This is a genomic window from Shinella sp. R2-11, from assembly GCF_055330205.1.
In genome coordinates this window covers 126,369-149,873 of the sequence record NZ_JBVAPC010000001.1, presented here as the reverse complement: position 1 = coordinate 149,873, position 23,505 = coordinate 126,369, and the positions used below count along the sequence as shown (strand labels likewise).

The 23,505-nt window shown below is 65.7% G+C and carries 21 protein-coding genes; 16 read left to right on the top strand and 5 right to left on the bottom strand.

What is annotated here, in order from left to right; translation table 11 throughout:
• The first annotated feature begins 125 nt into the window (after positions 1-125).
• The 4 genes from ACZ1A1_RS00755 to ACZ1A1_RS00740 all read left to right on the top strand — a co-directional run bounded on the left by ACZ1A1_RS00755 (position 126) and on the right by ACZ1A1_RS00740 (position 6,098).
• A complete protein-coding gene (locus ACZ1A1_RS00755) occupies positions 126-1,823 on the top strand; it encodes a response regulator (protein ID WP_463618337.1) in 1,698 nt (565 codons plus the stop codon).
• A gap of 192 nt (positions 1,824-2,015) precedes the next feature.
• Positions 2,016-3,371, top strand: a complete 1,356-nt coding sequence (locus tag ACZ1A1_RS00750) for a putative bifunctional diguanylate cyclase/phosphodiesterase (protein ID WP_313192193.1) — start codon at positions 2,016-2,018, stop codon at positions 3,369-3,371.
• A 126-nt stretch (positions 3,372-3,497) separates the two neighbouring features.
• Complete coding sequence (locus tag ACZ1A1_RS00745; protein WP_313192194.1) at positions 3,498-3,833, top strand: PilZ domain-containing protein; 336 nt, start codon at positions 3,498-3,500, stop codon at positions 3,831-3,833.
• A gap of 216 nt (positions 3,834-4,049) precedes the next feature.
• On the top strand, positions 4,050-6,098 hold the full coding sequence (locus ACZ1A1_RS00740) for an oxidoreductase (RefSeq protein ID WP_463618336.1): 2,049 nt from the start codon (positions 4,050-4,052) through the stop codon (positions 6,096-6,098).
• A gap of 68 nt (positions 6,099-6,166) precedes the next feature.
• On the opposite strand, the gene ACZ1A1_RS00735 is transcribed toward ACZ1A1_RS00740, so the two are convergent.
• From ACZ1A1_RS00735 to ACZ1A1_RS00715, 5 genes are all read right to left on the bottom strand, one after another.
• Positions 6,167-6,862: a PRC-barrel domain-containing protein gene (locus tag ACZ1A1_RS00735; RefSeq protein WP_313192196.1), complete on the bottom strand. Its 696-nt coding sequence runs from the start codon at positions 6,860-6,862 to the stop codon at positions 6,167-6,169.
• Between the two features lie 263 nt (positions 6,863-7,125).
• Positions 7,126-8,010, bottom strand: coding sequence for an SMP-30/gluconolactonase/LRE family protein (locus ACZ1A1_RS00730; protein WP_463618335.1), 885 nt, complete (start codon positions 8,008-8,010; stop codon positions 7,126-7,128).
• Complete coding sequence (locus ACZ1A1_RS00725) at positions 8,007-8,645, bottom strand: 2-dehydro-3-deoxy-6-phosphogalactonate aldolase (RefSeq protein ID WP_463618334.1); 639 nt, start codon at positions 8,643-8,645, stop codon at positions 8,007-8,009. The genes ACZ1A1_RS00730 and ACZ1A1_RS00725 overlap by 4 nt, the downstream gene beginning before the upstream one ends.
• Positions 8,646-8,660: 15 nt before the next feature.
• Positions 8,661-9,602, bottom strand: a complete 942-nt coding sequence (locus ACZ1A1_RS00720) for a 2-dehydro-3-deoxygalactonokinase (RefSeq protein WP_463618333.1) — start codon at positions 9,600-9,602, stop codon at positions 8,661-8,663.
• Complete coding sequence (locus ACZ1A1_RS00715; protein ID WP_463618332.1) at positions 9,602-10,363, bottom strand: SDR family NAD(P)-dependent oxidoreductase; 762 nt, start codon at positions 10,361-10,363, stop codon at positions 9,602-9,604. Before ACZ1A1_RS00715 ends, ACZ1A1_RS00720 begins: the two co-directional genes overlap by 1 nt.
• A gap of 102 nt (positions 10,364-10,465) precedes the next feature.
• On the opposite strand from ACZ1A1_RS00715, the gene ACZ1A1_RS00710 reads away from it, so the two are divergent.
• The 12 genes from ACZ1A1_RS00710 to ACZ1A1_RS00655 all read left to right on the top strand — a co-directional run bounded on the left by ACZ1A1_RS00710 (position 10,466) and on the right by ACZ1A1_RS00655 (position 23,447).
• The gene (locus tag ACZ1A1_RS00710) at positions 10,466-11,254 is read left to right on the top strand and encodes an IclR family transcriptional regulator (protein ID WP_463618331.1); all 789 of its coding nucleotides are present in this window, start codon (positions 10,466-10,468) and stop codon (positions 11,252-11,254) included.
• Between the two features lie 269 nt (positions 11,255-11,523).
• Positions 11,524-12,261: a helix-turn-helix transcriptional regulator gene (locus tag ACZ1A1_RS00705; protein WP_119254455.1), complete on the top strand. Its 738-nt coding sequence runs from the start codon at positions 11,524-11,526 to the stop codon at positions 12,259-12,261.
• A gap of 84 nt (positions 12,262-12,345) precedes the next feature.
• The gene (locus ACZ1A1_RS00700; RefSeq protein WP_119254456.1) at positions 12,346-13,089 is read left to right on the top strand and encodes a helix-turn-helix transcriptional regulator; all 744 of its coding nucleotides are present in this window, start codon (positions 12,346-12,348) and stop codon (positions 13,087-13,089) included.
• A 123-nt stretch (positions 13,090-13,212) separates the two neighbouring features.
• Positions 13,213-14,394, top strand: coding sequence for an iron-sulfur cluster carrier protein ApbC (gene apbC / locus ACZ1A1_RS00695; protein ID WP_463618330.1), 1,182 nt, complete (start codon positions 13,213-13,215; stop codon positions 14,392-14,394).
• 300 nt (positions 14,395-14,694) lie between these two features.
• Positions 14,695-15,678, top strand: coding sequence for a magnesium transporter CorA family protein (locus tag ACZ1A1_RS00690; RefSeq protein WP_415214383.1), 984 nt, complete (start codon positions 14,695-14,697; stop codon positions 15,676-15,678).
• A 14-nt stretch (positions 15,679-15,692) separates the two neighbouring features.
• Positions 15,693-17,594 carry a potassium transporter Kup gene (locus ACZ1A1_RS00685; RefSeq protein WP_463618329.1) on the top strand — a complete coding sequence of 634 codons (1,902 nt, stop codon included), beginning with the start codon at positions 15,693-15,695 and terminating at the stop codon, positions 17,592-17,594.
• A 117-nt stretch (positions 17,595-17,711) separates the two neighbouring features.
• Positions 17,712-18,797 (top strand): helix-turn-helix transcriptional regulator, encoded by a 1,086-nt coding sequence (locus ACZ1A1_RS00680; RefSeq protein ID WP_463618328.1) that lies wholly within the window; start codon positions 17,712-17,714, stop codon positions 18,795-18,797.
• Between the two features lie 92 nt (positions 18,798-18,889).
• The gene (locus ACZ1A1_RS00675; protein ID WP_463618327.1) at positions 18,890-19,960 is read left to right on the top strand and encodes a helix-turn-helix transcriptional regulator; all 1,071 of its coding nucleotides are present in this window, start codon (positions 18,890-18,892) and stop codon (positions 19,958-19,960) included.
• A gap of 133 nt (positions 19,961-20,093) precedes the next feature.
• Positions 20,094-20,447 carry a hypothetical protein gene (locus ACZ1A1_RS00670; protein ID WP_463618326.1) on the top strand — a complete coding sequence of 118 codons (354 nt, stop codon included), beginning with the start codon at positions 20,094-20,096 and terminating at the stop codon, positions 20,445-20,447.
• Between the two features lie 322 nt (positions 20,448-20,769).
• Positions 20,770-21,960 (top strand): cell wall hydrolase, encoded by a 1,191-nt coding sequence (locus ACZ1A1_RS00665; protein ID WP_463618325.1) that lies wholly within the window; start codon positions 20,770-20,772, stop codon positions 21,958-21,960.
• A 277-nt stretch (positions 21,961-22,237) separates the two neighbouring features.
• A complete protein-coding gene (locus ACZ1A1_RS00660) occupies positions 22,238-22,633 on the top strand; it encodes an AtpZ/AtpI family protein (RefSeq protein WP_313192207.1) in 396 nt (131 codons plus the stop codon).
• Positions 22,634-22,694: 61 nt separating this feature from the next.
• Entirely contained in the window at positions 22,695-23,447 is a 753-nt protein-coding gene (locus ACZ1A1_RS00655; RefSeq protein WP_313192208.1) for a F0F1 ATP synthase subunit A, read from the top strand.
• Positions 23,448-23,505 lie beyond the last annotated feature (58 nt).

Sequence of the window (23,505 nt, the reverse complement as noted above, 5' to 3'; positions counted from 1 at the left end):
CCGCTGGCATTCCCCAATGTCCCAAGGTGCGTGAGCACCGATCAGCATGTTTTCGGGAATGCCAACAGGCGAGGACTGCCAGGATGAATGATGTAGCGCCGTCAGACGCGCACATCCGGTCGGGAATGTTCGAAGCCGCGTGCGATATCCTCGCCGCCGCGGTGATCGTCTATGACAAGAACGACCGCCTCGTCTTCGCCAGCCGGCAGGTCCTGCGCTATTTCCCCATTCCCGCCGAAACGCTGGTGCCCGGAACGCGCCTGCGCGACGTGCTCGGCGCGATTTTCGACAGCGGCGTGCGCTACGGCATCTCGCCCGACCAGCGCCACAAGCCGGTCAACCGCGAGGAGTGGATCTCCGCCCGCATCTCCGCCCATTGGCGCGAGCAGTACGATGCCGTCGAGCGGCTCGGGCGCGACCGCTGGATCCATTTCCGCAAGCGCCGCCTGCCGAGCGGCTACAACGTCACCACCTTCGTCGACATTTCCGAGCAGAAGAAGCAGGAAGAGCAGTGGCGCCTCGATCTGGAGCGCATCGCGCTCACCGAGGAAATCCTCGAGACCCTGCCTTCGCCGATGGTCGTCAAGGACCGCAACCTTGCCTATATCGCGGTAAACCGGGCGTTCTGCGCGGTCTACGGCACCGATCCCGACAACATTCTCGGCCGCACCGTCTGGGCGCTGGCCGATGCCGAGAGCGCGGACCGCATCGAGGCGAGCGACCGTGCCGTGCTGGAGACGGGCGAGCCCTACATGCTGGCGGAGCACATCATCCGCGCCGACGGCTCGGACCTCTACGTCATCACGCGCAAGTACCGCATCGGCGCGCCCGGCCATCATGCCATCGTCACGGTGATGGAGGACGTCTCGGCCTTCGTCGCCGGCGAGCGGGCCATGACGGACGAGGGCGATGCGTTGCTGCGCGTTCCGGGCGGCTTCGTGCCCGCGCAGAACTGCTTCGATCCGGTGCGCGATGCCGAGCGGCGCCTGCTTCTCGACCAGTTGAATCGCGAGGACGTGGCGGCCGCGGCCGGAAAGCGCGTGCTCATCGTCACCGGCAATCCCCGCATCGAGGAAATCCTCGTCGACGAGTTCAAGGCCAAGGACGCCGATTCCTGCGCGGTCCATTCCGTGCGGGAATGCCAGGCCTTCCTCCTGCATGCGGCCGAGCAGGGGATCGTCCTCGATCTCGTCATCGTCGACGGCGACGTGCCGGACCATGCCGCAATCCGCAACAATGCCTATGGCGTGCCCGTGACGGTGATCTCGGCCGAAGGCATCGGCTCGGATTTCATGCGCGTCCTCGTGGAAGAGCACGAGCTCCTTTCCGAGGACACCTCGCCGCTTGGCGACATCCTCACGCCCGTGCCGATTTCCGACGACTGGTACATCGCCACCGACATCACGACCATGCTGCCGGCCGCCGTCGGCGACGTCGAGGTGCTGGTCGCCGAGGACAACCAGATCAACCAGTTCGTCTTCTCGCAGATCCTCGAGGGCCTCGGCATCTCGCACCGCATCGCCGAGAACGGCGAGGAGGCGGTCATGCTCTGGCGCAAGCACCAGCCGCGCCTCGTGCTGATGGACATCGCCATGCCCGTGATGAACGGCATCGACGCGGCGAAGGAGATCCGCGATGCGGAGAAGCTGACGGGCACCCACACGCCCATCGTCGCCGTCACGGCGCAGGCGCTGAATGTCGACATGCAGAACTGCATGGATGCCGGCATGGACGACTACATCGTCAAGCCGGTCAGCCCGGAAATGATCGAGGCCGTCTACCGGCGCTATGCCGCGCGCAAACAGGAGAAAGCTGTCGCCTGACACATGCGGGGAGGACTGGCCGGCCCGCGCCCCGTTACAAGGCATGCTTTAAGTTGAAAACGGACCGTCAACTCCCCAGAAATGGGGAGATCTGTGGGAAGGACTGACGATCGCTTGCTATGCATTTGTTAACGGACATGCCCCATCGTAGGGCAGTCCTCGGAGATCAGGCGCAAGTATGGGAAATCATTGATGAAGTCTGCTGATCATGCGGCGCTGGATGTTTCCCAGACTGACCTTCATGCCATGGCCTATACCGATCCTCTCACCGGTCTCGGCAATCTCTATCGCCTGCGCGACAAGGTGCGGCAGATCGCCCGCGAGCGGGAGGCGGACCCGGCGCCCTTCGCCATCGGCATCGCCAATCTCGACGGTTTCAAGCCCATCAACGATCTCTTCGGCCCGCGCGCCGGCGACGAGATCCTCTGCCAGGTGGCGCACAGGCTGAAGGCCTGCATTCCCGACGGCGCGACCGTCACCCGCCATGGCGGCGACGAGTTCGCCTTCGTGCTGCCGCTGGTCTTCGAGCGGAAGGGCGCGGAAAAGCTCGGCCAGATGCTGCGCGAGGTCCTGTCGGCCCCCTTCGATCTCGGCGACCGCAACGTGCGACTTTCGGCCTCCTTCGGCTTCGCCATCTATCCCTTCGCCGGCGAGGATTTCACCGAGCTCCTGAAGAGCGCCGATACCGCGCTTTACCGCTCGAAGCGCCGCGGGCGCGGCCAGATCACGGTCTATTCGCAGGAAATCGCCCAGGAGATGAAGCGCGCGACGCAGCTCGAGCAGGCGCTGCGCAATGCGATCATCGCCAACGAGGTGGACGTCCATTTCCAGCCGATCGTCAGCCTGCGCGACGATACCGTCGTCGGCTTCGAGGCGCTGGCGCGCTGGTGCGATGCCGATCTCGGCTATGTCTCGCCCGCCGTCTTCGTGCCGCTCGCCGAGGAGCGCGGCTTCATCGACGCGCTGTCCGACACGCTGCTGCGCAAGGCGGCGGAAGCGGCGCTTTCCTGGCCGAAGGAGCTCTTCCTCTCCTTCAACCTCTCCTCCGCCCAGCTCATGGACCCGAAGACGGCGTTCAACACGCTGGCGATCCTCAACCGCGTCGGGCTCGATCCGCGCCGGCTGGAGCTGGAGATCACCGAGACGGCGGTGATGACCGATGCCGACACGGCGCAGAAGATCGTCGGCGAACTGCGCGCGGCGGGCGTGCGCATCTCGCTCGATGATTTCGGCACCGGCCAGTCGAGCCTCGGGCGCCTGCGCGACTTCACCTTCGACAAGGTGAAGATCGACCGCGCCTTCGTCTCGCGCATCTCCAACGACAAGGCGTCCGAGCACATTATCAAGGCCATCGTCGCCATGTGCGAGGGGCTGGACCTTGCCGTCGTCGCCGAGGGCATCGAGGATTTTTCCGAGGCGCTGAAGCTGAAGGCGCTCGGCTGCGGCATGGGGCAGGGCTATTTCTACGGCAAGCCGGCGGATGCCGTCGCCACCATGCGCTTCCTCGCCGACCGCTATGTCAGCCTGGAAGGACGCGCGGCCTCCTGAGCCGCACCGGCGCGGGGCCAGGTGTCCCCGAATAAGCCATTTCCTTAAACTTGCATGCATTTTCTTATCGGGATGGCAAATGCTCTTCGCTAGGCTTGCTCCAGGATCAAGTCTGGGGTGACAGCGATGGCGACCATCAAGGATATGCCCGTCCGGGCGACCGATCGTTCCAAGGTACGTATTTTCGCGACAGTGAAGGTCATGCATCAGTCGACGCGGGCGCGCGTCGTCGATCTTTCGCCGAGCGGCATGGCGCTCGACATCGAAAAGCCGATCCAGGCGATGCCCGGCCAGCTCGTGACGATTGAAAGCGAGGAGCTGGGACGGCTCAGCGGCACGGTGCGCTGGTGCGCCAACGGCCGCCTCGGCATCCAGTACAAGCTGTCGACCAATGCGCTGGCGCAGATCACCTCCTATTTCCGCTTCTTCCACGAAGAGGTGCAGCCCGTCCTGCGCCGTTGACGGATCGTCTCCATAAAAGCAGGTTATGACGCCGGTAAGTTTTTTCCCGCGTTACAGCGGCGATCCGCCCTGTGTAGCCTCGCCGCGGTAGGTGCTGCAAGGCAACGAGGGGAAGGCGCGCGCTGGCCATGATTTGCCGCCGCGGCCGTCGCCCCGGACGTCGCCATTTGCGACTATCTCACGCACGATCACGGCCGACCTGCTAGGACCTTTGAGATGACGCTATCGAAAGACCCGCTGCTCCAGCCCTACCGGCTGAAGCACCTGACGCTGAAGAACCGGATCATGTCGACCTCGCACGAGCCGGCCTATTCGGAAGACGGCATGCCGAAGGACCGCTACCGGCTCTATCACCTGGAAAAGGCCAAGGGCGGCATGGCGCTGACCATGACGGCGGGCTCGGCGATCGTCTCGGAGGATTCCCCGCCCGCCTTCGGCAATCTCTACGCCTATTCCGACGAGATCGTGCCGTGGCTCAAGAAGATCGCCGACGACTGTCATGAGCACGGCTGCGCCGTGATGATCCAGCTCACCCATCTCGGCCGGCGCACGGGCTGGAACAAGGGCGACTGGCTGCCGGTGCTCTCGGCCTCGCCGGTGCGCGAGCCCGCCCACCGCGCCTTCCCCAAGGAGATCGAGGACTGGGACATCGAGCGGATCGTCGGCGACTATGCCGCCGCGGCCCAGCGCATGCAGGCCGCCGGCCTCGACGGCATCGAGTTCGAGGCCTACGGCCATCTGATGGACGGCTTCTGGTCCCCCGCCACCAATCGCCGCGAGGACGAATTCGGCGGTTCGCTCGACAATCGCCTGCGCTTTTCCGACATGGTGCTCGATGCGGTGCGCAAGGCCGTGGGGCCGGATTTCATCGTCGGCATCCGCATGGCGGCGGACGAGGACTGGGACATCGGCCTTTCGCGCGAGGAGGGCGTCGAGATCGCCCGGCGTCTCGCCGGTTCCGGCAAGGTGGATTTCCTCAACATCATCCGCGGCCATATCGACCATGACGCGCATCTGACGAAGGTCATCCCGATCCAGGGCATGGCCGCGTCCCCGCATCTCGATTTCGCCGGCGACGTGCGCGCGGCGACGAAGTTCCCGGTCTTCCACGCCGCCCGCATCGCCGACGTCGCGACGGCCCGCCACGCGATCGCTGAAGGCAAGCTCGACATGGTGGGCATGACCCGCGCCCATATCGCCGATCCGCATATCGTCAGGAAGATCGAGGAGGGCAGGGAGGCGCAGATCCGCCCCTGCGTCGGCGCCACCTACTGTCTCGACCGCATCTACGAGGGCGGCGGCGCGCTCTGCATCCACAATGCGGCGACCGGCCGCGAGGCGACCATCCCCCATGTCATCTCGAAATCGCCGGGGCCTCTGCTCAAGGCGGTGGTGGTCGGCGCCGGTCCTTCGGGGCTGGAGGCGGCGCGCGTGCTGGCCGAGCGCGGCCATGCCGTCGAGGTGCTGGAGGCGACCGGCGAGGCCGGCGGCCAGATCCTGCTCGCCGCCCGCAATCCGCGCCGCAGGGAACTGATCGGCATCGTCGACTGGCGCCTTGCCGAGCTCGAACGCCTCGGCGTGCCGATCCACTACAACGTCTTTGCCGGCGGCGACGACGTGCTCGCCCTCGATCCCGACCTCGTGGTGATCGCGACGGGCGGCATCGCGCAGAATCCGGAACTGGAGGCGGGCGACGACCTCGTCGTTTCGAGCTGGGACATCATCGCCGGGGCGGTGAAGCCGGAAGGCCCGGTCCTGCTCTATGACGACAACGGCGCGCATACCGGCATGACGGCGGCGGAGCTGATCGCGAAGGCTGGCGTGGAGCTGGAGGTCGTTTCGCCGGAGCGCTTCTTCGCGCCCGAGATCGGCGGCATGAACCACGTGCCCTATGCCAAGGCCTTCGCGGAACGGAACGTCCGCGTGACGATCAACACGCGCCTCAAGGCCGTGCGCCGCGACGGCAACGGGCTGGTGGCGACGCTCGGCTCGGATTTCTCGCCGGACGCCTCGGCCGAGCGCCGCGTGGCGCAGGTCGTCGTCGAGCACGGCACCATGCCGATGGCCGATCTCTATTTCGAGCTGAAGCCCTTGTCGCGCAATCTCGGGGCGGTCGACTACAAGGCGCTCATCCGCCAGGAAAACCCGATCCGCTCCCGCAATCCCGAGGGTGCGTTCGATCTCTTGCGCATCGGCGATGCCGTCCACAGCCGCAACATCCATGCCGGCATCTACGACGCCATGCGCTATGGCGTGCTGTTTTAAGCGCGCACAGAAAAACCCGGTGGCGCAGGGCGTGCCACCGGGCTGGAGGTCGGGGGAAGCCCGCCGGTTTATTCGGCCGGCTGGGTCGTCGCGGGCGCGGTGCCCGTGGTCGTCGACGAGGTCGTCGAGCTGTCGACCGGGGTATTGGCCTGGCGTTCGGCCACCTGCTGCGCCTTGGTCTTGAATTCCGGCGCGGCCTGCAGGCTTTCGGCCGTTTCCGTGGTCGTCAGCTTGACGTCGTCGGAATCCGGAACCTGCGTGATCGCGATCTTCTCGAACGGTACGGCGACCCACTTTTCGCCGATGCCCAGGAAGCCGCCGACACCGATGATGGCCGCGTCGATACCGCCGCTCTTTTCCATGATCAGGTCGGAGATCTTGCCGATGCTTTCATCGGCGCTGTTATAGACCGCCTGGCCGATATAGGTATTGGCGCTGATCTGTTCGTCCGACTGGGCCGTCAGATAGTCGCCACCGGCGGCCGGAGCCTGGGCGGTATCCTCGCTCGGGGTTGCGGGCGTCTGGGCCGTATCCGTGTTGTCGGTGCCGGTTGCCGGGGTCTGCGCCGTGTCTTCGCTCGGCGTCGTGCCCGGAGTGGCTGCGGTGTCGCCCGGGGTCGTGCCCGTCGTGGCGTCGGCGCCCGCGGCCGGCTGCTGTTCCATCGTCTGGGGCTGGGTGGCGTCCTGTGCATAAGCTGCCGGAGCCAGAGCCGCGCCCAGGAAGAGTGCACCAGCGGCAACGGAGGTAAGAAGTTTCTTGGTCATTTTGAACCTGCCTTTCGTCTCGTTGGCATCAAGGCGCGGCGGCGGTTTCGAAGTGCCCGTCCGCACCGGCTGATGGACAAGGAACGGCGACCTCCGGCTTTGGTTCCGATGAAAATTGCCTTCTTCTTGATTGCAGCCATGCAAAAGAAGCGGCCCGAACCCGTCGGACGGGGCGGACCGCCTGCCGATTTTGCATGGGAAGGGCGTCGGAGCATTTTCAGCAAAAGTGCGAAGCGGTTTGCGTTGGCAAATGCGGCAATGCTCTAAAGCGCGAATTTCGGCTCGAAGCGTCCCTTGACCTCAATGCCGAGCTCGAAGGTCTTGCCGGCCTCGGGATCGGCCGCGCGGGCCGCATCGTCGAGGTCCTGCCAGGCGGAGGTGACGAGCAGCCGGTCGGCCTTGCCGCCGATGAAGGCGGTGCAGCTCGCCTGCGCGGCGGGCACGTCATAGCGCGCGACCTTCGTGCCGTCGGGCCTGTAGACGTCGACGGCACTCGCGCCCCAGCGGGCGTTCCAGATCAACCCGTCTGCATCGCAGACGGATCCGTCGATGCCCCCCGGCGTGCCGCTCTCGTCGGAGAGGACTTCCGGCGCGCCGGTCGGCAGGCCGGTCTTCGGATCGACCGCCACCTTCATCAGCCGGTTGACGTCCGTGTCGGTGAAATAGGCGGTGCCGCCGTCCGGCGAGAAGCAGATGCTGTTGGGAATGGTGATGTCGGAGAAGAGCTTCGTCACCCGCTCGCCCGCGACATGGTAGATCGCGCCGGAATGCTTTTCGGCGCTGCGGCCCATCGTGCTCGCCCAGAGCGCGCCGGAGGGATGCACCCGCCCGTCGTTGGAGCGGTTGGCCGCCTTGTCCTCCAGTTTCGCGAAGGGGGCGAGCCTGCCGTCCGCGACGGTGCGCACGAAAAGCCCCTGGTCGGAAAGGATGAGCTGGTGCTCCGCGTCTATGACGGCGAGCACGCTGCCGAGGAAGGGCAGGTCGTGCACGGCCTTCGTCATGGTCGCAAGGTGAAGTTCGTGCAGCTTCCGGCCGCGGATGTCGAACCAGAAGGCCTTGTCCGTCGCGGGATCGTAGGTCGGCCCCTCGCCGAGCTGGCAGGCGGTCTCGCAGAGTGTGCGGCCGGCAAAGGCATGGGTTCCGGTCATCGGTTTGCCCCGTAGACGGCATCATAGGCTTCGATGGTGGCCGCGGCGCGGGCGCGGGCCTCGGCGCCTGTCATGCCGGGCTTGTAGAGGCTGGAGCCGAGGCCGAAGCTGCGGATACCGATCGCGGCATAGTCGGCGAAGTTCTTCTCCGAGACGCCGCCGACCGCGGCGATTTCGAGGTCCGCCGGCAGGATGGCGCGGATGGCGTTGATGCCGGCCGGGCCGAGCACGCTGGCCGGGAAGAATTTCAGGCCCGTCGCGCCGGCCCGGGCGGCGGCAAGCGCCTCGGTCGGGGTGAAGACGCCGGGCATCGTCACCATGCCCTTGGCGGCGGCGGTGGAGATCACCTCCGGCTCGACATTCGGGCTGACCATCAGGCGCCCGCCGACATCGGCGAGGCGGTTGACGTCGGCGACGGTCAGCACGGTGCCGGCGCCGATCAGGCAGCCTTCCGGCGCCATCTTCACGGCGATCTCGATCGACCTGAACGGTTCCGGCGAGTTCAGCGGGATCTCGATGGCGGTGAAACCGGTCTCGATCAGCGCGCCGACGACATCCTCGGTCTCGCCCGGCTTCAGGCCGCGCAGGATGGCGATCAGCGGGTGCTTCATGGGGGGGAAGGGAATACGGCTCATTGTTTCCAGCTTTCTTTAAAGGGACCAGAGCGCCCTGGCGCCCGCGGCAAGGCCGTTGCGCACGGCGGCATCGGCATCGATGAGGGAAGGGGTGAGGCCGGCGGCGGCGAGCGCCTCCCTGTAGAGCGCGCCGAGCCCGCCGGAAACGACGAGCGCGACGGGCGTTCCCTCGGCGACGAGCGAAAGCGCGCCCGCGATCTCCAGCCCGATCAAGGTGCCGGAAAGCCGCGCCTTGGCATCCTCGGGCGAAAGCCCGGCGATCAGCGAGCCGGCGCGCACGGAGAAGAGCTGGCTCGTGGCGAGCGCCGGCTTTTCCACCATGCGGGCGACGGCGGCGCGAAAGGCGGCATTGTCGCCGGAGATCGCGCCCGCCTCGGCAATGGCGTGGCTGAGGATGGTGTTCTTGGCGATGGCCTCGAAGAGCTCGCCCGTCATAAAGGTGGAAAAGCCCTCGACCCTGCCGCCGGAAAGGCGGACCCACTTGCTGTGCGTGCCGGGCATGCAGACAAGATGGTCGCCGTCGCCGAGTTCGCCGGCGGCGCCGAGAAGCTGCGTTTCCTCGCCGCGCATCACGTCGGGCGCCATGGCGTCGCGCTGCGCAAGGCCGGGCAGGATGCGGATATCCGCGTCAATGCCGGGAATGCGCACGGCGGCGGTCGGAATGTCAGCGAGCGCGGCGGGCGTGTCGAGATAGCCGGCCTCGATCCAGCCCTGTTTGGCGCCGGCCATGCCGCAGATGAGGACCGGCAGGCCCGCCGGCGCGGAAATCGCGGCAAGGTGGCTTGCCAGCACATCGGCAAAGCCGGTGCGGGCGGCCGTCGTCATGCCTTCGCCGCTGCGGCGCTCGGCAAGAACGTCGCCGTCCCGGCCGATCAGCCAGAGGCGGAAGCTGGAGGTTCCCCAGTCCACCGCCACATAGGCAGGCCCGGCGGTGCGTTGTGGGATGGGTTCGGTCATCAGAGCATGCCTCCGTCGACGATGAGCGTTTGGGCGGTGATGGCGGCGGAGGCGTCCGACGCCAGGAAGAGGCAGGGGCCGACCATGTCGGCGGCGACCAGCGAGCGCTTCAGGCACTGGCGGTCGATGCCGCCGGCAATCGCCGCCTCGTCGATCCACAGGCGCTTCTGCCGCTCGGTCAGCACCATGCCGGGCAGGATGGCGTTGACGCGGATATTGTCCGGGCCGAGCCGGCCGGCGAGCGACTTGGTGAGGCCGACGATGCCCGCCTTGGCGGTCGCATAGGCCGGCAACTCGCCCATGTTGAGCAGGAAGGCGATGGAGGAGAAGTTGACGATCGACCCGCCGCCGCCCGCGCACATATGCGGCGCGACGGCTTGCGCGGCGAAGAAGTGGTGGCGCAGGTTCACCGCCTGGTTCTCGTCCCAGTAGTCGGGCTCGACGGTTTCCAGCGCGTGCCGGTCGTCGCGCGCCGCATTGTTGACGAGCACGCGGATGCCGCCGAGCACGGATGCGGCCTCGGCGACCGCCGCGCGCAGGGCGTCGATATCGCGCAGGTCCGTCCTTATATAATGCGGCAGGTGCTCCACCTTGCCTTCGAGGCCGGAGACGAGCGTGCGGCTGTCCGCCTCGGCGATGTCGAGGAAGGCGACTCGCGCACCCTCGGCGGCAAAGCCGGCGACCAGCGCCGCGCCGATGCCCGAGCCGCCGCCGGTGACGAGCACGCCCTGTCCTGCGAGGTCCGGATAGCGGCCAGCCATCGCTTTCTCCCGAAATGTTCCATTATTTGGAACTGAGTTTGATTATTCGGAATTATTCCGCTACCATGTCGGCCTGTCAAGGGACGGAAGAGGGCTGCGACGATGACGACGACGCGGAACGAGGAAGGCGGAACCGGCACGCTCGGCAAGGCGGTCGCCGTACTGGAGACGGTAGCGCTTTCCGAAAGGCCAATGCGCTTTACCGACGTGCTCGCCGTCAGCGGCCAGCCGCGCGGCACGCTGCATCGCCAGCTTTCCCATCTGGTGCAGGAAGGGCTGCTGGAATTGCGGCCCGACCACGCCTATGTGCCGGGCCTTCGCCTGTTGAAGCTCGCCTCGGCCTCCTGGGCGCGCAATGAGTTCCGCGCCGTCGCCGCGCCCTTCCTCGAGGCGCTGCACGGGGAGACGGGCGAGACGGTGCATCTCGGCGTGCTGCGCGGGCGCGAGATCATCTATCTCGACAAGGTCGAAAGCCGGCAGGCCGTCCGCATGAATTCCCAGATCGGCAATGCGTCGCCCGCCTATTGCACCGGTGTCGGTAAGGCGGCGCTTTCGGTGCTCGACGCCGCCGCGCTCGATGCGATCCTGGGGGATTTGGAGTTCCGCAGCTTCACGCCGCAGACCATCACGGACCGCACCGCGCTGCTGGCCGAGCTCTCGGGGATCCGCGAGAGCGGCATCGCTTTCGACCGGGAGGAGCACGAGCCAGGCATCCGCTGCGTCGCCGCCCCGGTTATCGACGGGGGACGCGGGCTGGTGGCCGGCGTTTCCGTCACCGGACCGGCCTACAGGGTCGGGCAGGCGCAGCTCGAAGCATGGGCGCCGTCGGTGCGCCATGCGGCGCGCGCGATCATGGAGGAACTTGCCGCAAGGCTCGGCCCGCAACGATAAGTGGATTATGCGGCGTGCAGCCTATGGCTAAGTTGTTTTGCCTCCCGATTTTACGGTAAATTAGAAAATCGCGCTGGACGTGGATTGGGGTCGCCATTAGCTTTCCCCTTGACCGGCTTGTTCGAGCCGCGTCGCTTGCCGCGGACTTGAGGCGCGGTTCTCGAACATACTTGCATTGGGACACGGGGGTTCCTGAGGCAAGCAGGTGCATTGTGCGGATAGAGCTGTTCTGCCGCGCGAGCGCGTGCATTGCTGAAGGAAAAAGGGATATGGCGGATCGAATCCATACGACATCTGCACAGTTCCAGAACCGATGGGGTACGAACCTGTCGGCCCTGGCCGCGGAGGAGGACGTCGCCGAAAGGCTGGAGGGCATCGCGAGGCACTTCGGGTTCCGCGGCTATCTCCTGATCACCGTCCCGTCCGAAACCTCCACGGATTTCTCCTCCAGCGTTCTCCTGACCTCCTGGCCGGACGAGATGCTGAGGACCTACGACCATGCGGGCCTGATTTTCGGCAGTCCCGTCGTCGAGCGCCTGCGCCAGAGCACCAATCCCTTCGTCTATGACGCGGACGGCACCAACCGCCGGCGCATCGACGGCAAGGCCGCGATCGCCGCCGACCTCTTCGAGCGGCACGGCCTGTCGCGCGGGGCCTATTTTCCGGCGCACAATTCGGCGGGCCTGCGCGGCGCGCTCGCCTTCGGTGGGACGCGCGAGCTCCTGCAGCCGCGCGAGATGGCCGAGCTCAACGCGCTGGCGAACCAGATCTTCACGGAAGTCGTCGAGCGTCGCTCCGGCCGCGGGCCGAACGTGTCGCTGTCGCGCCGGGAGATCGAGTGCCTGTCCTGGGCGTCCGCCGGCAAGACCAGCGTGGAAATGTCGGAAATCCTCGGTCTCTCGGAGTATACTGTCAATCATTACCTGAACCGCGCAACGCGCAAGCTCGACGCGGTCAACCGGGTTCAAGCGGTCGCCAAGGCGATCCGCGCCGGGCTTTTGAACTGATGCATAAAAAACCTTGTGACTTTCTGGAAAGCGTGCGGTCCCGCTCCAACTGCCCAAGGGGAGGACTATTCTTTGCGGGGCACCATGACGGATGACGAGACCAGAAACGGCGAAAAGCAGGTGCAGGACGAAGGCGCCGAGATCGCAGCTCTCGAGACGCAGTTCGACATCGTGCGCTACATGCGCCGCAAGTGCGAGGAATACGGCCTCAGGTATTTCATCGTCTTCACGCTGCCGGGTTTCGAGGCGGAAAAGCTCTCGGCCTATTCCATCGTCAGCAACTGGCCGCAGGAGGTCCTCGCCAAGTACGACGCCATGCGCATGGTCCGCCAGAGCGCCGGCATCCGTAAGCTGCGGCTGACCACGGTTCCCTTCACCTACGACATGCGCGAATGGATCGGCGAATCCTCCGAACATGCCGATTTCAGCGAACTGCTTGATATGATGACCGGCCATGGCATGCTGGTCGGGCATTTCTTCCCCGTGCATGACGCGCTCGGCAATCGCGGCGCGGTGGTCTGGGGCGGCGAGAGCGCGACGCTCGGCCGCGACGACCGCCTGATGCTGCAGATGATCTCCGTGCATCTCTTCAACCGGTTGGCCGAGATCGGCTCGGCCTGGAAGTCGGGCCAGGTCATGCTGACCGACCGCGAGATCCAGTGCCTGAGCTGGACGGCGGCGGGCAAGACGAGCCTGGAGATCGCCGAGATCCTCGGCCTCTCCGAGCACACGGTGAACCACTACCTCAACCAGGTCACGCGCAAGCTGGAGGCGGTCAACCGCACTCAGGCCGTCGTCAAGGCCATCCGCCGCGGGCTGATCGCCTGAGGCAACCTGCCGCAAAGCCGCAGGTGCCCGTCGCCGGCAAATTCGTTTGGCGGCGGCCTTCGCGTGCACTATCTACGGGATAAAGGCAGCGGCCTGGCCGCGAGGGTATTCATCGAGGGTCTCATGACGGATGTAAGCAAGGAACAGGTGCTGGAACGGCTGCGCACGGTGCGCGGTCCGGACATGGACGGCAACATCGTCGACCTCGGCCTCGTCTCGGACGTGTTCATCTCCGACGGCAAGGCCTATTTTTCCATCACCGTCCCGGCGGAGCGCGCCCGCGAGCTCGATCCGCTGCGCGCCGCCGCCGAGCGCGTCGTCAAGGAAATCCCCGGCATCAAGGCCGCCATGGTGGCGCTGACGGCCGACAAGCGCGCCGCTTCCGGCCCGGCCGCCGCCCGCGCGCCGGCCCCCCCGCCGCCCGGCGGCGGCGCGGCCCACGGCCATGCCGGCCACAGCCATGCCGCGCCCGGCCAGCCGCCGCAGCGTGCGAAGGCCGGCATTCCCGGCGTCGGCGCCATCATCGCCGTCGCGTCCGGCAAGGGCGGCGTCGGCAAGTCGACCACCTCGGTCAACCTCGCGCTGGCGTTGAAGGCCAACGGCCTTCGCGTCGGTATCCTCGATGCCGACATCTACGGCCCCTCCATGCCGCGCCTCCTGAAGATTTCCGGCCGTCCGCAGCAGATCGAGGGCCGCATCATCAAGCCGATGGAGAATTACGGCATCAAGGTCATGTCCATGGGCTTCCTCGTCGACGAGGAGGTGGCGATGATCTGGCGCGGGCCGATGATCCAGTCGGCGCTGATGCAGATGCTGCGCGAGGTCGCCTGGGGCGAACTCGACGTGCTCGTCGTCGACATGCCGCCCGGCACGGGCGACGCCCAGCTCACCATGGCCCAGCAGGTGCCGCTCGCCGGCGCGGTCATCGTCTCCACCCCGCAGGACCTCGCCCTCATCGATGCGCGCAAGGGCCTCAACATGTTCAGCAAGGTCGAGGTGCCGGTGCTCGGCATCGTCGAGAACATGAGCTATTTCATCGCTCCCGACACCGGCAATCGCTACGACATCTTCGGCCATGGCGGCGCGCGCAAGGAGGCCGAGCGCATCGGCGTGCCCTTCCTCGGCGAGGTGCCGCTGACCATGGACATCCGCGAGACCTCCGACGCCGGCACCCCCGTCGTCGTCTCCAACCCGGACGGGGCGGCGGCCAAGACCTACCGCGAGATCGCGACCCGCGTCTGGCAGGAGCTGGAGGCGCTGAAGGACAAGGGCGCCCGCGGCGCGCCTTCCATCGTCTTCGAGTGAACGAAGGGCAGGCCGCCGGCGTTGTTCCTCTGGTCGGGGTTGCCCCTCACCCTAACCCTCTCCCCGCAAGCGGGGAGAGGGGGCTTGCCCCACGCATCGTTGGGGGTTGAGGAAAACGGCGCGGCATATCCCCCTTCTCCCCGCTTGCGGGGAGAAGGGGGCCGGCAGGCCGGATGAGGGGCCTGGCATCAGGCACGACCTTGATTTTTGTGCGGCGCCGAGCAATATGCGCGGCCGGCCGCTGAACGGCGGCGTCCAACCAGGAGTGTGAGCGATGGTCCGTTCCGGAGCCATTCGCCGGTGATCACGGTTTTCCGTTCCAACGGCGAGGCACGCGCCCTGCCCACAGAAACAGATTCTGCGGCCGCCGACGCACTTGCCGGGGCCGTGTGGGTCGACATGGTGGAGCCCGGCCGCGAGGAGGAAGCGCTGATCGAGCGCGTTCTTTCCATCGAGGTACCGACCCGCGACGAACTCAAGGACATCGAGCCCTCGAGCCGCCTCTACACGGACGGCAACGCGGCCTACATGACCGCCTCGCTGATGGTGAAGGCGGAGAGCGACCTGCCGCACCTGACCGACGTCGCCTTCATCCTGACGGCCGGCAGGCTACTGACGGTGCGCTATGCCGAGCCGCGCTCCTTCGCGCTCTTCAAGAGCGGCATGCACCGCATTCCCGGCGGCTGTTCCTCGCCGACCGTGATGATCACGCGCCTGCTGGAGACCGTCGTCGACCGCACCGCGGAAATCCTCGAAATCGCCGTCTCGCGCGCCGACAGGCTGTCCATCGAGGTGTTCGGCGACCAGCGGCATCTCAACCGCCGCCCGCCGCGCTATCTGGAAGACCGCGTCGTGCAGGTCTCGGCCTTGCACCGCCTTGTCGCCAAGACGCGTGACAGCCTGATGTCGCTGTCGCGCGTGCTGACCTTCCTGCATGCGCTGCCGGCCCTGCAGTCGGACCGCGAGAGCCTCGAGCTCTGCCGCACGATCACGCGGGACGTGCAGTCGCTTTCCGAACATGCCGGCTTCGTGGCGGGCAACATCACCTTCCTGCTCGATGCCTCGCTCGGCCTCATCAATCTCGAGCAGAACGCCATCATCAAGATCTTCTCGATCGCCTCCGTCGTGCTGCTTCCGCCGACCCTGATCGCCTCGGTCTACGGCATGAACTTCGAGTTCATGCCCGAACTGCACGTTGCCTCCGCCTATCCGCTGACGCTGGTCGCGATGGTCCTGTCGGCAATCCTCCCCTTCTTCTTCTTCCGCTGGAAAGGCTGGCTCTAGAGCCCGATCGCCCCATGCAACATCACGCCGGTAGCGCACCGCAATCCCAGAGCAGGGCGCGCACGCTGTTTCTCCTTTCCCTCGGCTCCATCGGCGTCGTCTATGGCGACATCGGCACGAGCCCGCTCTATGCCTTCCGCGAGGCGCTGCGTCCCGTCGCCCAGGACGGCATCACGCGCACCGAGGTGATCGGCCTCATCTCGCTGATCATCTGGACGCTGACGATCATCGTCACGCTCAAATACGTGCTCTTCCTGCTGCGGGCCGACAACCACGGCGAGGGCGGCACGCTTTCGCTGCTCGCGCTCCTGATGAAGACCGCCGGCCGGCGCGCCACGGTGCTGTTCTTCATGGGAGCGGTGGGCGCCGCGCTCTTCATCGGCGATGCCATGATCACGCCCGCCCTTTCGGTGCTGTCCGCCGTCGAGGGCCTGAAGCTGGTGACGCCGACGCTCGGGGACTATGTCGTACCCATCTCGGTCGTCATCCTCGTCATGCTCTTTGCCGTGCAGTCGCTCGGCACGGCCGCCGTGTCGAAGTTCTTCGGCCCGATCACCGCCATCTGGTTCATCGTCATGGGCCTTGGCGGCATCCGCCATATCAGCGACGACCTCGGCATCCTCGCCGCCTTCAATCCCTATTACGCCGTGGTCTTCATGATGAACGAGGGCTATGTCGGCCTCGTCGTGCTCGGCGCCGTCTTCCTGACGGTCACCGGGGCCGAGGCGCTCTACGCCGATCTCGGCCATTTCGGCCGCCGGCCGATCCAGTGGGCCTGGTTCTGCCTCGTCTTCCCGGCGCTGACGCTGAACTATCTCGGCCAGGGTGCGCTGATCCTCGCCCATCCCGAGGCCTTCGAGAATCCGTTCTTCCTGATGTTCCCCAACTGGGCGCTGCTGCCGATCGTCATCCTCGCGACGGCCGCCACCATCATCGCCAGCCAGGCGGTCATCACCGGCGCCTTCTCGCTGACCCGCCAGGCGATCCATCTCGGCTTCCTGCCGCGCATGGAGATCTTCCACACGTCCGAAACCCAGACCGGTCAGATCTATCTGCCGGGCGTCAACACGGTGCTGCTCTTCGGCGTGATGCTGCTCGTCTTCATCTTCGGCTCGTCCGAGAAGCTGGCGACGGCCTACGGCATCTCCGTCACCGGCGCGATGGTGGTGACGACCGTCATGGCCTTCGAGTTCCTGCGCGCCCGCTGGCGCTGGAAGCCGCTTGCCGCCATCGGCGCGCTGACGCCGCTCCTCCTCCTGGAGCTCACCTTCCTCGGCGCGAACCTTCTGAAGGTGCATGACGGCGGCTACGTGCCCGTCACCATCGCCGCCGCCGTGGTCCTCCTGATGTGGACCTGGACACGCGGCACGCGCATCCTGCGCGACAAGACCCGCCGCATCGAGGTGCCGCTGCCGGCCTTCGTCAAGTCTGTGGAAAAGCAGAGCGCCCATGCGCCCGTGCAGGTCGCCGGCACGGCGATCTTCCTGACGAGCGATCCCGATTTCGCACCCGCCGCGCTGCTGCACAACATCAAGCACAACCACGTCCTGCACGAGCGGAACTTCATCCTGACGATCAGGACCGCCAACACGCCGCGCGTCGTGCCTGCCGAACGCTTCTCGGTGGAGCGTATCTCCGACCGCTTCTCGCGCATCGAAATGCGCTTCGGCTTCATGGAGACGCAGAACGTCTCGCAGGCGCTGGGGCTGATGCGCAAGGCGGGGCACAAGTTCGACATCATGTCGACCTCCTTCTATCTCGGCCGCCGCAAGCTGGTGCCCGATGCGCAGTCCGGCATGCCCATGTGGCAGGACCGCCTGTTCATCGCGCTCGCCAACCTCGCCACCGACCCCTCCGACTACTTCCGCCTGCCGACCAACCGCGTGGTGGAACTGGGGTCTCACGTCGTCATCTGACGAAAGCATGCAGGGAGAGGCCGCGGCATTTTTAGCTTTTGCTAAGCGGATTATGAAATAGGCTGAGACGTCCGTCCTGCATCGCATGGCGGACGAGCACGCTGCCGGGTCCTATCCATGACCGACTTTTCCGCCATCATCGACCAGATCTACGAAGCGGCTTTTCTTCCCGAGAACTGGTATCCCGTTCTCGATCACATGGCTGCGAAGACTCGCGCGCAGGGCACCTCCCTCGTCAGCACGAGTGCGCCGCAGACGAAATGGATCGCCTCGGCGGCGCTCGAGGACATGAAGGTCAAGATGATCGACGAGGGCTGGTACCGCCACAACACGCGGACCGACAAGCTCCTTTCCATCGTGCATCATGGTTTCGTGAACGAGGCCGATTTCTTCACCGAGCACGACTACAACACCATGCCGATCTTCACCGGCATGATGCAGCCCCTGGGCTACGGTTTCGGCACCTCGACCTTCATCAGCACGCCGAGCGGCGAGAAGATCATTGTCGCGGTGGAGAAGAAGAAGGCGACCGGGCCGGTGAAACGCTCCGCCATCGCCTATCTCGACCAGCTCCGGCCGCATCTCGCCCGCGCGGCGATGATGTCGAGCCGCCTGGAGTTCGAGCGCATCAACGCGGCGGTCGAGGCGCTGCAGATGACGGGCCTGCCTTCGGCGGTGCTGCGTCACGACGGACGGGTAATCGCCGGAAACAGGCTGCTCGAGGAGTTCGCGCCGCAGGTGATCATCGCGGCGCACGACCTGGTACGCTTCCAGCATGCCCCCGCCAACACGCTGATGGCCGAGGCGCTCGAAGCGGCCCGCGCCGGAAGCAGCCTCGCCAGCCGGTCGTTTCCGCTGCCGCGCAACGAAACCGCTCCACCCGCTGTCGTCCATCTGGTGCCGGTGCGTGGCAATGCGCGCGATATCTTCCTGAGCGCGGCCTACTTCCTGATCGTGACTCCCGTCGACCGGTCGCGCGTACCCACCGCGGAGACCATCCAGGGCCTGTTCGACCTGACGCCGGCCGAAGCGCGCGTCGCCCGCGCGCTGGCCGCCGGAAGCGACGTCGCGGCCACGGCCGAGCAATTGTCGGTCGGTGTCGAGACCGTTCGCAGCCATGTGAAGGCCATCCTCTCCAAGTCCGGCATGCCGCGCCAGACGGATCTCGTTGCCGCAATCGCGAGCGTTCGCCCGATCGAATAGGTGTTCATAGCCGGGTCGCGGCCAGCATTTGTTCCGGCTCGCGCAAGCTCGTCGGGCTATTTCAGGGTCAACTTGTATATTCCGGAGGATTCTTGAGCCGCGCCCGTTCGATTGTCGATGAAATCTATGAGGCGGCGGTCCTGCCGGAATTCTGGCCGGGCGTGCTCGAACGAGTGTCCGAAGCGGCGGGATGCTTTGGTGGCGCGCTCTTTACCTTGGGGCGGCACGGTTCGGCATCCTGCGCGACACCAAGCTGCCAGCCGCATCTGGCCGCGATGATGCAGGACGGGTGGGTCGACCGCAATATCCGTGCAAAACGGGTGCTGGAGCTCGCGCGGCAGGAGTTCGTGACCGATCATGACGTCTGCACGGACGAGGAGATCGAGAACCATCCGATCTACACGCAGTTCCTGCGTCCCCGGGGAATCGGCTGGAGCGCCGCCACGCATATCGATGGAATCGATGAAGACATCGTCATCTTCTCGATCGACCAGCTTCACGAGCGCGGTCCGTTAGGAGAGGACACGAAGGCGTTTCTGAACGAGCTGCGTCCCCACATCGCCCGAGCTTCGATGCTCGCCGCCCGCTTCAGGATGGAGCGGGTGAGCGGCACGCTCGAAAGCCTCTCGCATCTGGGCGTGCCCGCTGCCGCCTGCGATCGCCGGGGGCGGGTCCGTCTGCATAACCGGCAGTTCGAACAGGCGGCGGAGAACCTGAGGATCGTGGCCTTCGACATGCTGCATGTGGCGGACCGGCGGGCGGATGCGATGTTCAAGGAGGCGCTCGCCACGCTTCACGATCCGGATACGACCAAATCGATCCCGTTCCTCGCGAACGGCGGCAGCCCCATGGTGCTGCACGTCATCCCGGTTGCGCTGAATGCGCGGGACATCCTGCCGGGCATGGACGCCATCGTCGCGCTGGTGCCCATCAATTTTCCGGGCCTTCCCTTCAAGCCGCTGCTCCGTGGTCTCTACGATGTCACCCAGGCGGAGGCGAAGGTCGCCGAGGGACTGCTGCAAGGTCTGTCGCCCAGGAATATCGCGGCAAGCGGTGGCGTAAGCGTCGAGACCGTGCGAACGCACCTCAAGAACCTGCTTTCGAAAACCGGCTCCAGCCGGCAGGCCGAACTCATCGCACGCCTCTCGTCGTTCCAGATCTAAGTCACGAAACGGATTGGACTGGGGGCTTGCACCGGACAGGCTACAAATCGGCACGGCATCACCCGTTTGGGTGATGTCCCATATCTGGCCGCGCATGATCCTTGGCTGCTCTGCAACCCAAGGGGAGGAAATCATGCGTATTTCGAAAATTCTGGCGCTCGCCATGGCGGCCTGTTCGATGCTGCTCATCCAGCCGAGCGAAAGCCTCGCCAAGTCGAAGAAGGCGGCGGCCCAGACCGTCTCCTGGGACGGCACGTGGTCGGGGAAGTTCAACGGCAGGTCCGCCGGCAGGATCATCATCCGGAACAACCGGGTGATCTCCTACTCCTTCCGGGGACGTCCGCAGACTGTCGGCAGCACCAGGATGTCCGGCCGGACCATTCGCTTCGGGTCGGGATACAGCATTACGATGACGATGACCGGCGCCAATTCGGCCAGCGCGGTGTGGCGGGGTGACGGCACGGCCCAGGCCGACATGACCCGTTAGTCCGATTTGCGCACGAAGGAGCCGTTCCGTCCTGACGGGACGGCTCCTTCGTGTTGTCGGGAGGGCCGATACCTTCGCGGCCGGAAGTCCCGCCCGGGCGACCATATCCCGGAAACGTCATTTCGTATTTTCCCATTAAACCGGCATTAACCATGCGGCTCTTATGGTTAATGCATACGGGGCCGATGCTTCATCTGCCCCGACAACGAGCCGCATTCGGCCCGTGCCTCGGCGCGGCAGGCTCCTATCGAACAGTTCCGGGCAGGAGGACACGCCGGTTGACCGTCGGCGCGGGGCCTGCATATGCGTGCGGAGTAGACAGTTGCGTAAGCGTAGCATTCGTCATGCCAAGGCAGGCCGCTTCTTTGCGTATCTGAAGCGGGAATGGAAAGTCCCCCTGGCGCTCGGGCTCGGCCTTGCCGCCATCGTTCCCACCGAATCGGCCAGGACCGACCTTGCCACCTATCTTGCCGGCCTCAACCGCAAGGGCGGCAACCAGACCATGGTGCTGACGCGCTCGCCGGCCGGTTCCGTGCACGAGATCGAGATCGATTTCGCCGACGCCATGACCACCGGCGGCATCGAGAGCGGGGCCGGCGTGGACCTGCCCGGCGGCGTCAAGGCGGCGGTGCTCAGCGAAGACAAGGGCAAGGGCGGAATTCCCGACGAGGAACGCGTCAACCGCCGCGACAAGAAGGGTCGCATCATCGCCGTCCTGCCCGTCCTGCCGCCGAAGGGCTTTGCCGCCGGCTCGATCCTGGAGCGCACCAGCTCGCTGCTCTCGCCGGTCTTCGACGCCGAGGAGCGCATGGCCTTCGCCAAGCCGCAGATCAAGGGCAAGGAGATCGCCATCGCCACCGCCTTCTACAAGAAGAAGGCCGCCCACAAGGATCCGGGCATCTCGCCCATGCTCGCAAGCCTCGTCACCAACGACAAGGCCGACGTGCTCGCCACCGCCTATGCTCCCGTCGGGCCGGACTACGCCCGGGAATCGCCCTTCGATTCGATCCTGAAGCCGAAGGAGGAACTCGGCCGCTTCATTCCCGACATCTCTCCCGACGACCACGCGTGGGCGGCCACGGCCCTGCCGGCGGAGGTCTTCAGTGCCAAGGAACAGAAATGCCTTGCCGAAGGCATCTATTTCGAGGCGCGCGGCGAGGAGGTGAAGGGCCAGGCCGCCGTCGCTCAGGTCATCCTCAACCGCGTGCGCAATCCCGCCTATCCGAAAACCATCTGCGGCGTCGTCTACCAGAACGAGAACTGGCGCGGCCGCTGCCAGTTCTCCTTCGCCTGCGACCGCATTCCCGACCTGATCCTCTCGCCCTGGAACTGGAAGACGGCGAAGGAAGTCGCCATGGCCGTCACCGCCGGCAAGATCTGGCTCGACGAGGTCGGCTCGGCCACCCATTACCACGCGACCTATGTGAACCCGCCCTGGGGCCGGACCATGAAGCGCGTGGCCAAGATCGGCAAGCACATCTTCTACCGCACCTATGGCGGCGGTTGGAGCTGAGGCGTCTGCCGGCGCCCCGGCCGGTGTGGTGAGTCCGTGCCACACTGCGCGCGATTCCCGGGGCGGAGAGTCGCGGCCTCCACATGAATCCCGCTAATTTACTGATATTATTCGATATTTTTGGTGCTGCGCAAAGCTTCGCCATGCCTTGACTATACCGGCACCTAAAACTATGTTGCGGCCGACTTCAAAAGGGGTCGGATATGGCTTGCAGCCTAGCCTTTAATATGTCCGCATTGGGGCGAACGCACCGGCGGAGAAGGACGAGGAGGGCGCCATGACCGATCAGCAAAAGGAAAGTCTGGAAGACCGGCTGAAGCGCCTCGACGCGGAACTCGCGGAGCGGCGCAAGACAGACGGGGCGGATGAAGCCGCCGAGGCAAGGGCCGCCGCGAGCCGAACGGGCTATGCGGTCGCTATGAAGCTCTCGAGCGAGTTCGTCGCGGCCGTCATCGTCGGGGCGCTTCTGGGCTATCTTTTGGACCATTTTGCGGGTACAGGGCCTTGGGGGATGATCATTTTCCTGCTCCTCGGCTTCAGTGCCGGCGTTCTGAACGTCATGCGCGCGGCTGGCATGGTGGCATCGCCCCACCCGGTCGACAGGCTGGCGGGGCGCGAGCCCGGCAAGGCCGGCGGCGGGCGGGACGAAACCGAGACGAAGGACGGCGCCTGACGGCGTGGTCCCGATAGTGGGTGACTTCCGCCGCAAGGCGGGCAAGCGAGAGAGATAAGCGGTGTCCAACGATCCGACCCATCAGTTCCTGGTCAACAAGATTGTTCCGATCGAAATCGGCGGCATCGATTTCTCGTTCACCAATTCCTCGCTGTTCATGGTCGCCACCGTCGCGGTCGCCGCGGGCTTCCTCTACTTCACCACGGGCCAGCGCGGCCTCGTGCCGAGCCGCATGCAGTCGGTCTCGGAAATGTCCTACGAGTTCATCGCCTCGATGCTGAGGGAAGGGGCGGGCAGCCACGGGATGAAGTTCTTCCCGTTCGTCTTCTCGCTCTTCATGTTCGTGCTGACGGCGAACCTCATCGGCATGATGCCCTATTTCTTCACGGTCACCAGCCAGATCATCGTCACCTTCGCCCTGGCGATCCTCGTCATCGGCACGGTCGTCGTCTACGGTTTCTACAAGCACGGCTTCGGCTTCCTCAAGCTCTTCGTGCCCTCCGGCGTGCCCGGCGCGCTTCTTCCGCTGGTCGTCTCGATCGAGATCATCTCGTTCCTCTCGCGCCCGATCAGCCTCTCGATCCGTCTCTTCGCCAACATGCTGGCGGGTCACATCACGCTGAAGGTCTTCGCCGGCTTCGTCACCTCGCTGAGCGCGCTTGGCGCCGTGGGTGTCGCAGGCGCCGTCCTGCCCCTTCTCATGACCGTCGCCCTGACCGGTCTCGAATTCCTCGTGTCGTTCCTGCAGGCCTATGTCTTCGCAGTTCTGACATGCATGTACCTCAACGATGCCGTGCATCCGGGTGGTCACTAAGGAAACAGTCGTCGGCGCCCTCGGGCGTCGCTCATAAGCCGCAACAACCCATTCAAGG

Coding starts and splice junctions, on each gene's coding strand:
- ACZ1A1_RS00755 (WP_463618337.1), top strand. CDS start 126: ATGTTCGAAGCCGCGTGCGATATCCTCGCCGCCGCGGTGATCGTCTAT.
- ACZ1A1_RS00750 (WP_313192193.1), top strand. CDS start 2,016: ATGAAGTCTGCTGATCATGCGGCGCTGGATGTTTCCCAGACTGACCTT.
- ACZ1A1_RS00745 (WP_313192194.1), top strand. CDS start 3,498: ATGGCGACCATCAAGGATATGCCCGTCCGGGCGACCGATCGTTCCAAG.
- ACZ1A1_RS00740 (WP_463618336.1), top strand. CDS start 4,050: ATGACGCTATCGAAAGACCCGCTGCTCCAGCCCTACCGGCTGAAGCAC.
- ACZ1A1_RS00735 (WP_313192196.1), bottom strand. CDS start 6,862: ATGACCAAGAAACTTCTTACCTCCGTTGCCGCTGGTGCACTCTTCCTG.
- ACZ1A1_RS00730 (WP_463618335.1), bottom strand. CDS start 8,010: ATGACCGGAACCCATGCCTTTGCCGGCCGCACACTCTGCGAGACCGCC.
- ACZ1A1_RS00725 (WP_463618334.1), bottom strand. CDS start 8,645: ATGAGCCGTATTCCCTTCCCCCCCATGAAGCACCCGCTGATCGCCATC.
- ACZ1A1_RS00720 (WP_463618333.1), bottom strand. CDS start 9,602: ATGACCGAACCCATCCCACAACGCACCGCCGGGCCTGCCTATGTGGCG.
- ACZ1A1_RS00715 (WP_463618332.1), bottom strand. CDS start 10,363: ATGGCTGGCCGCTATCCGGACCTCGCAGGACAGGGCGTGCTCGTCACC.
- ACZ1A1_RS00710 (WP_463618331.1), top strand. CDS start 10,466: ATGACGACGACGCGGAACGAGGAAGGCGGAACCGGCACGCTCGGCAAG.
- ACZ1A1_RS00705 (WP_119254455.1), top strand. CDS start 11,524: ATGGCGGATCGAATCCATACGACATCTGCACAGTTCCAGAACCGATGG.
- ACZ1A1_RS00700 (WP_119254456.1), top strand. CDS start 12,346: ATGACGGATGACGAGACCAGAAACGGCGAAAAGCAGGTGCAGGACGAA.
- apbC (WP_463618330.1), top strand. CDS start 13,213: ATGACGGATGTAAGCAAGGAACAGGTGCTGGAACGGCTGCGCACGGTG.
- ACZ1A1_RS00685 (WP_463618329.1), top strand. CDS start 15,693: ATGCAACATCACGCCGGTAGCGCACCGCAATCCCAGAGCAGGGCGCGC.
- ACZ1A1_RS00680 (WP_463618328.1), top strand. CDS start 17,712: ATGACCGACTTTTCCGCCATCATCGACCAGATCTACGAAGCGGCTTTT.
- ACZ1A1_RS00670 (WP_463618326.1), top strand. CDS start 20,094: ATGCGTATTTCGAAAATTCTGGCGCTCGCCATGGCGGCCTGTTCGATG.
- ACZ1A1_RS00660 (WP_313192207.1), top strand. CDS start 22,238: ATGACCGATCAGCAAAAGGAAAGTCTGGAAGACCGGCTGAAGCGCCTC.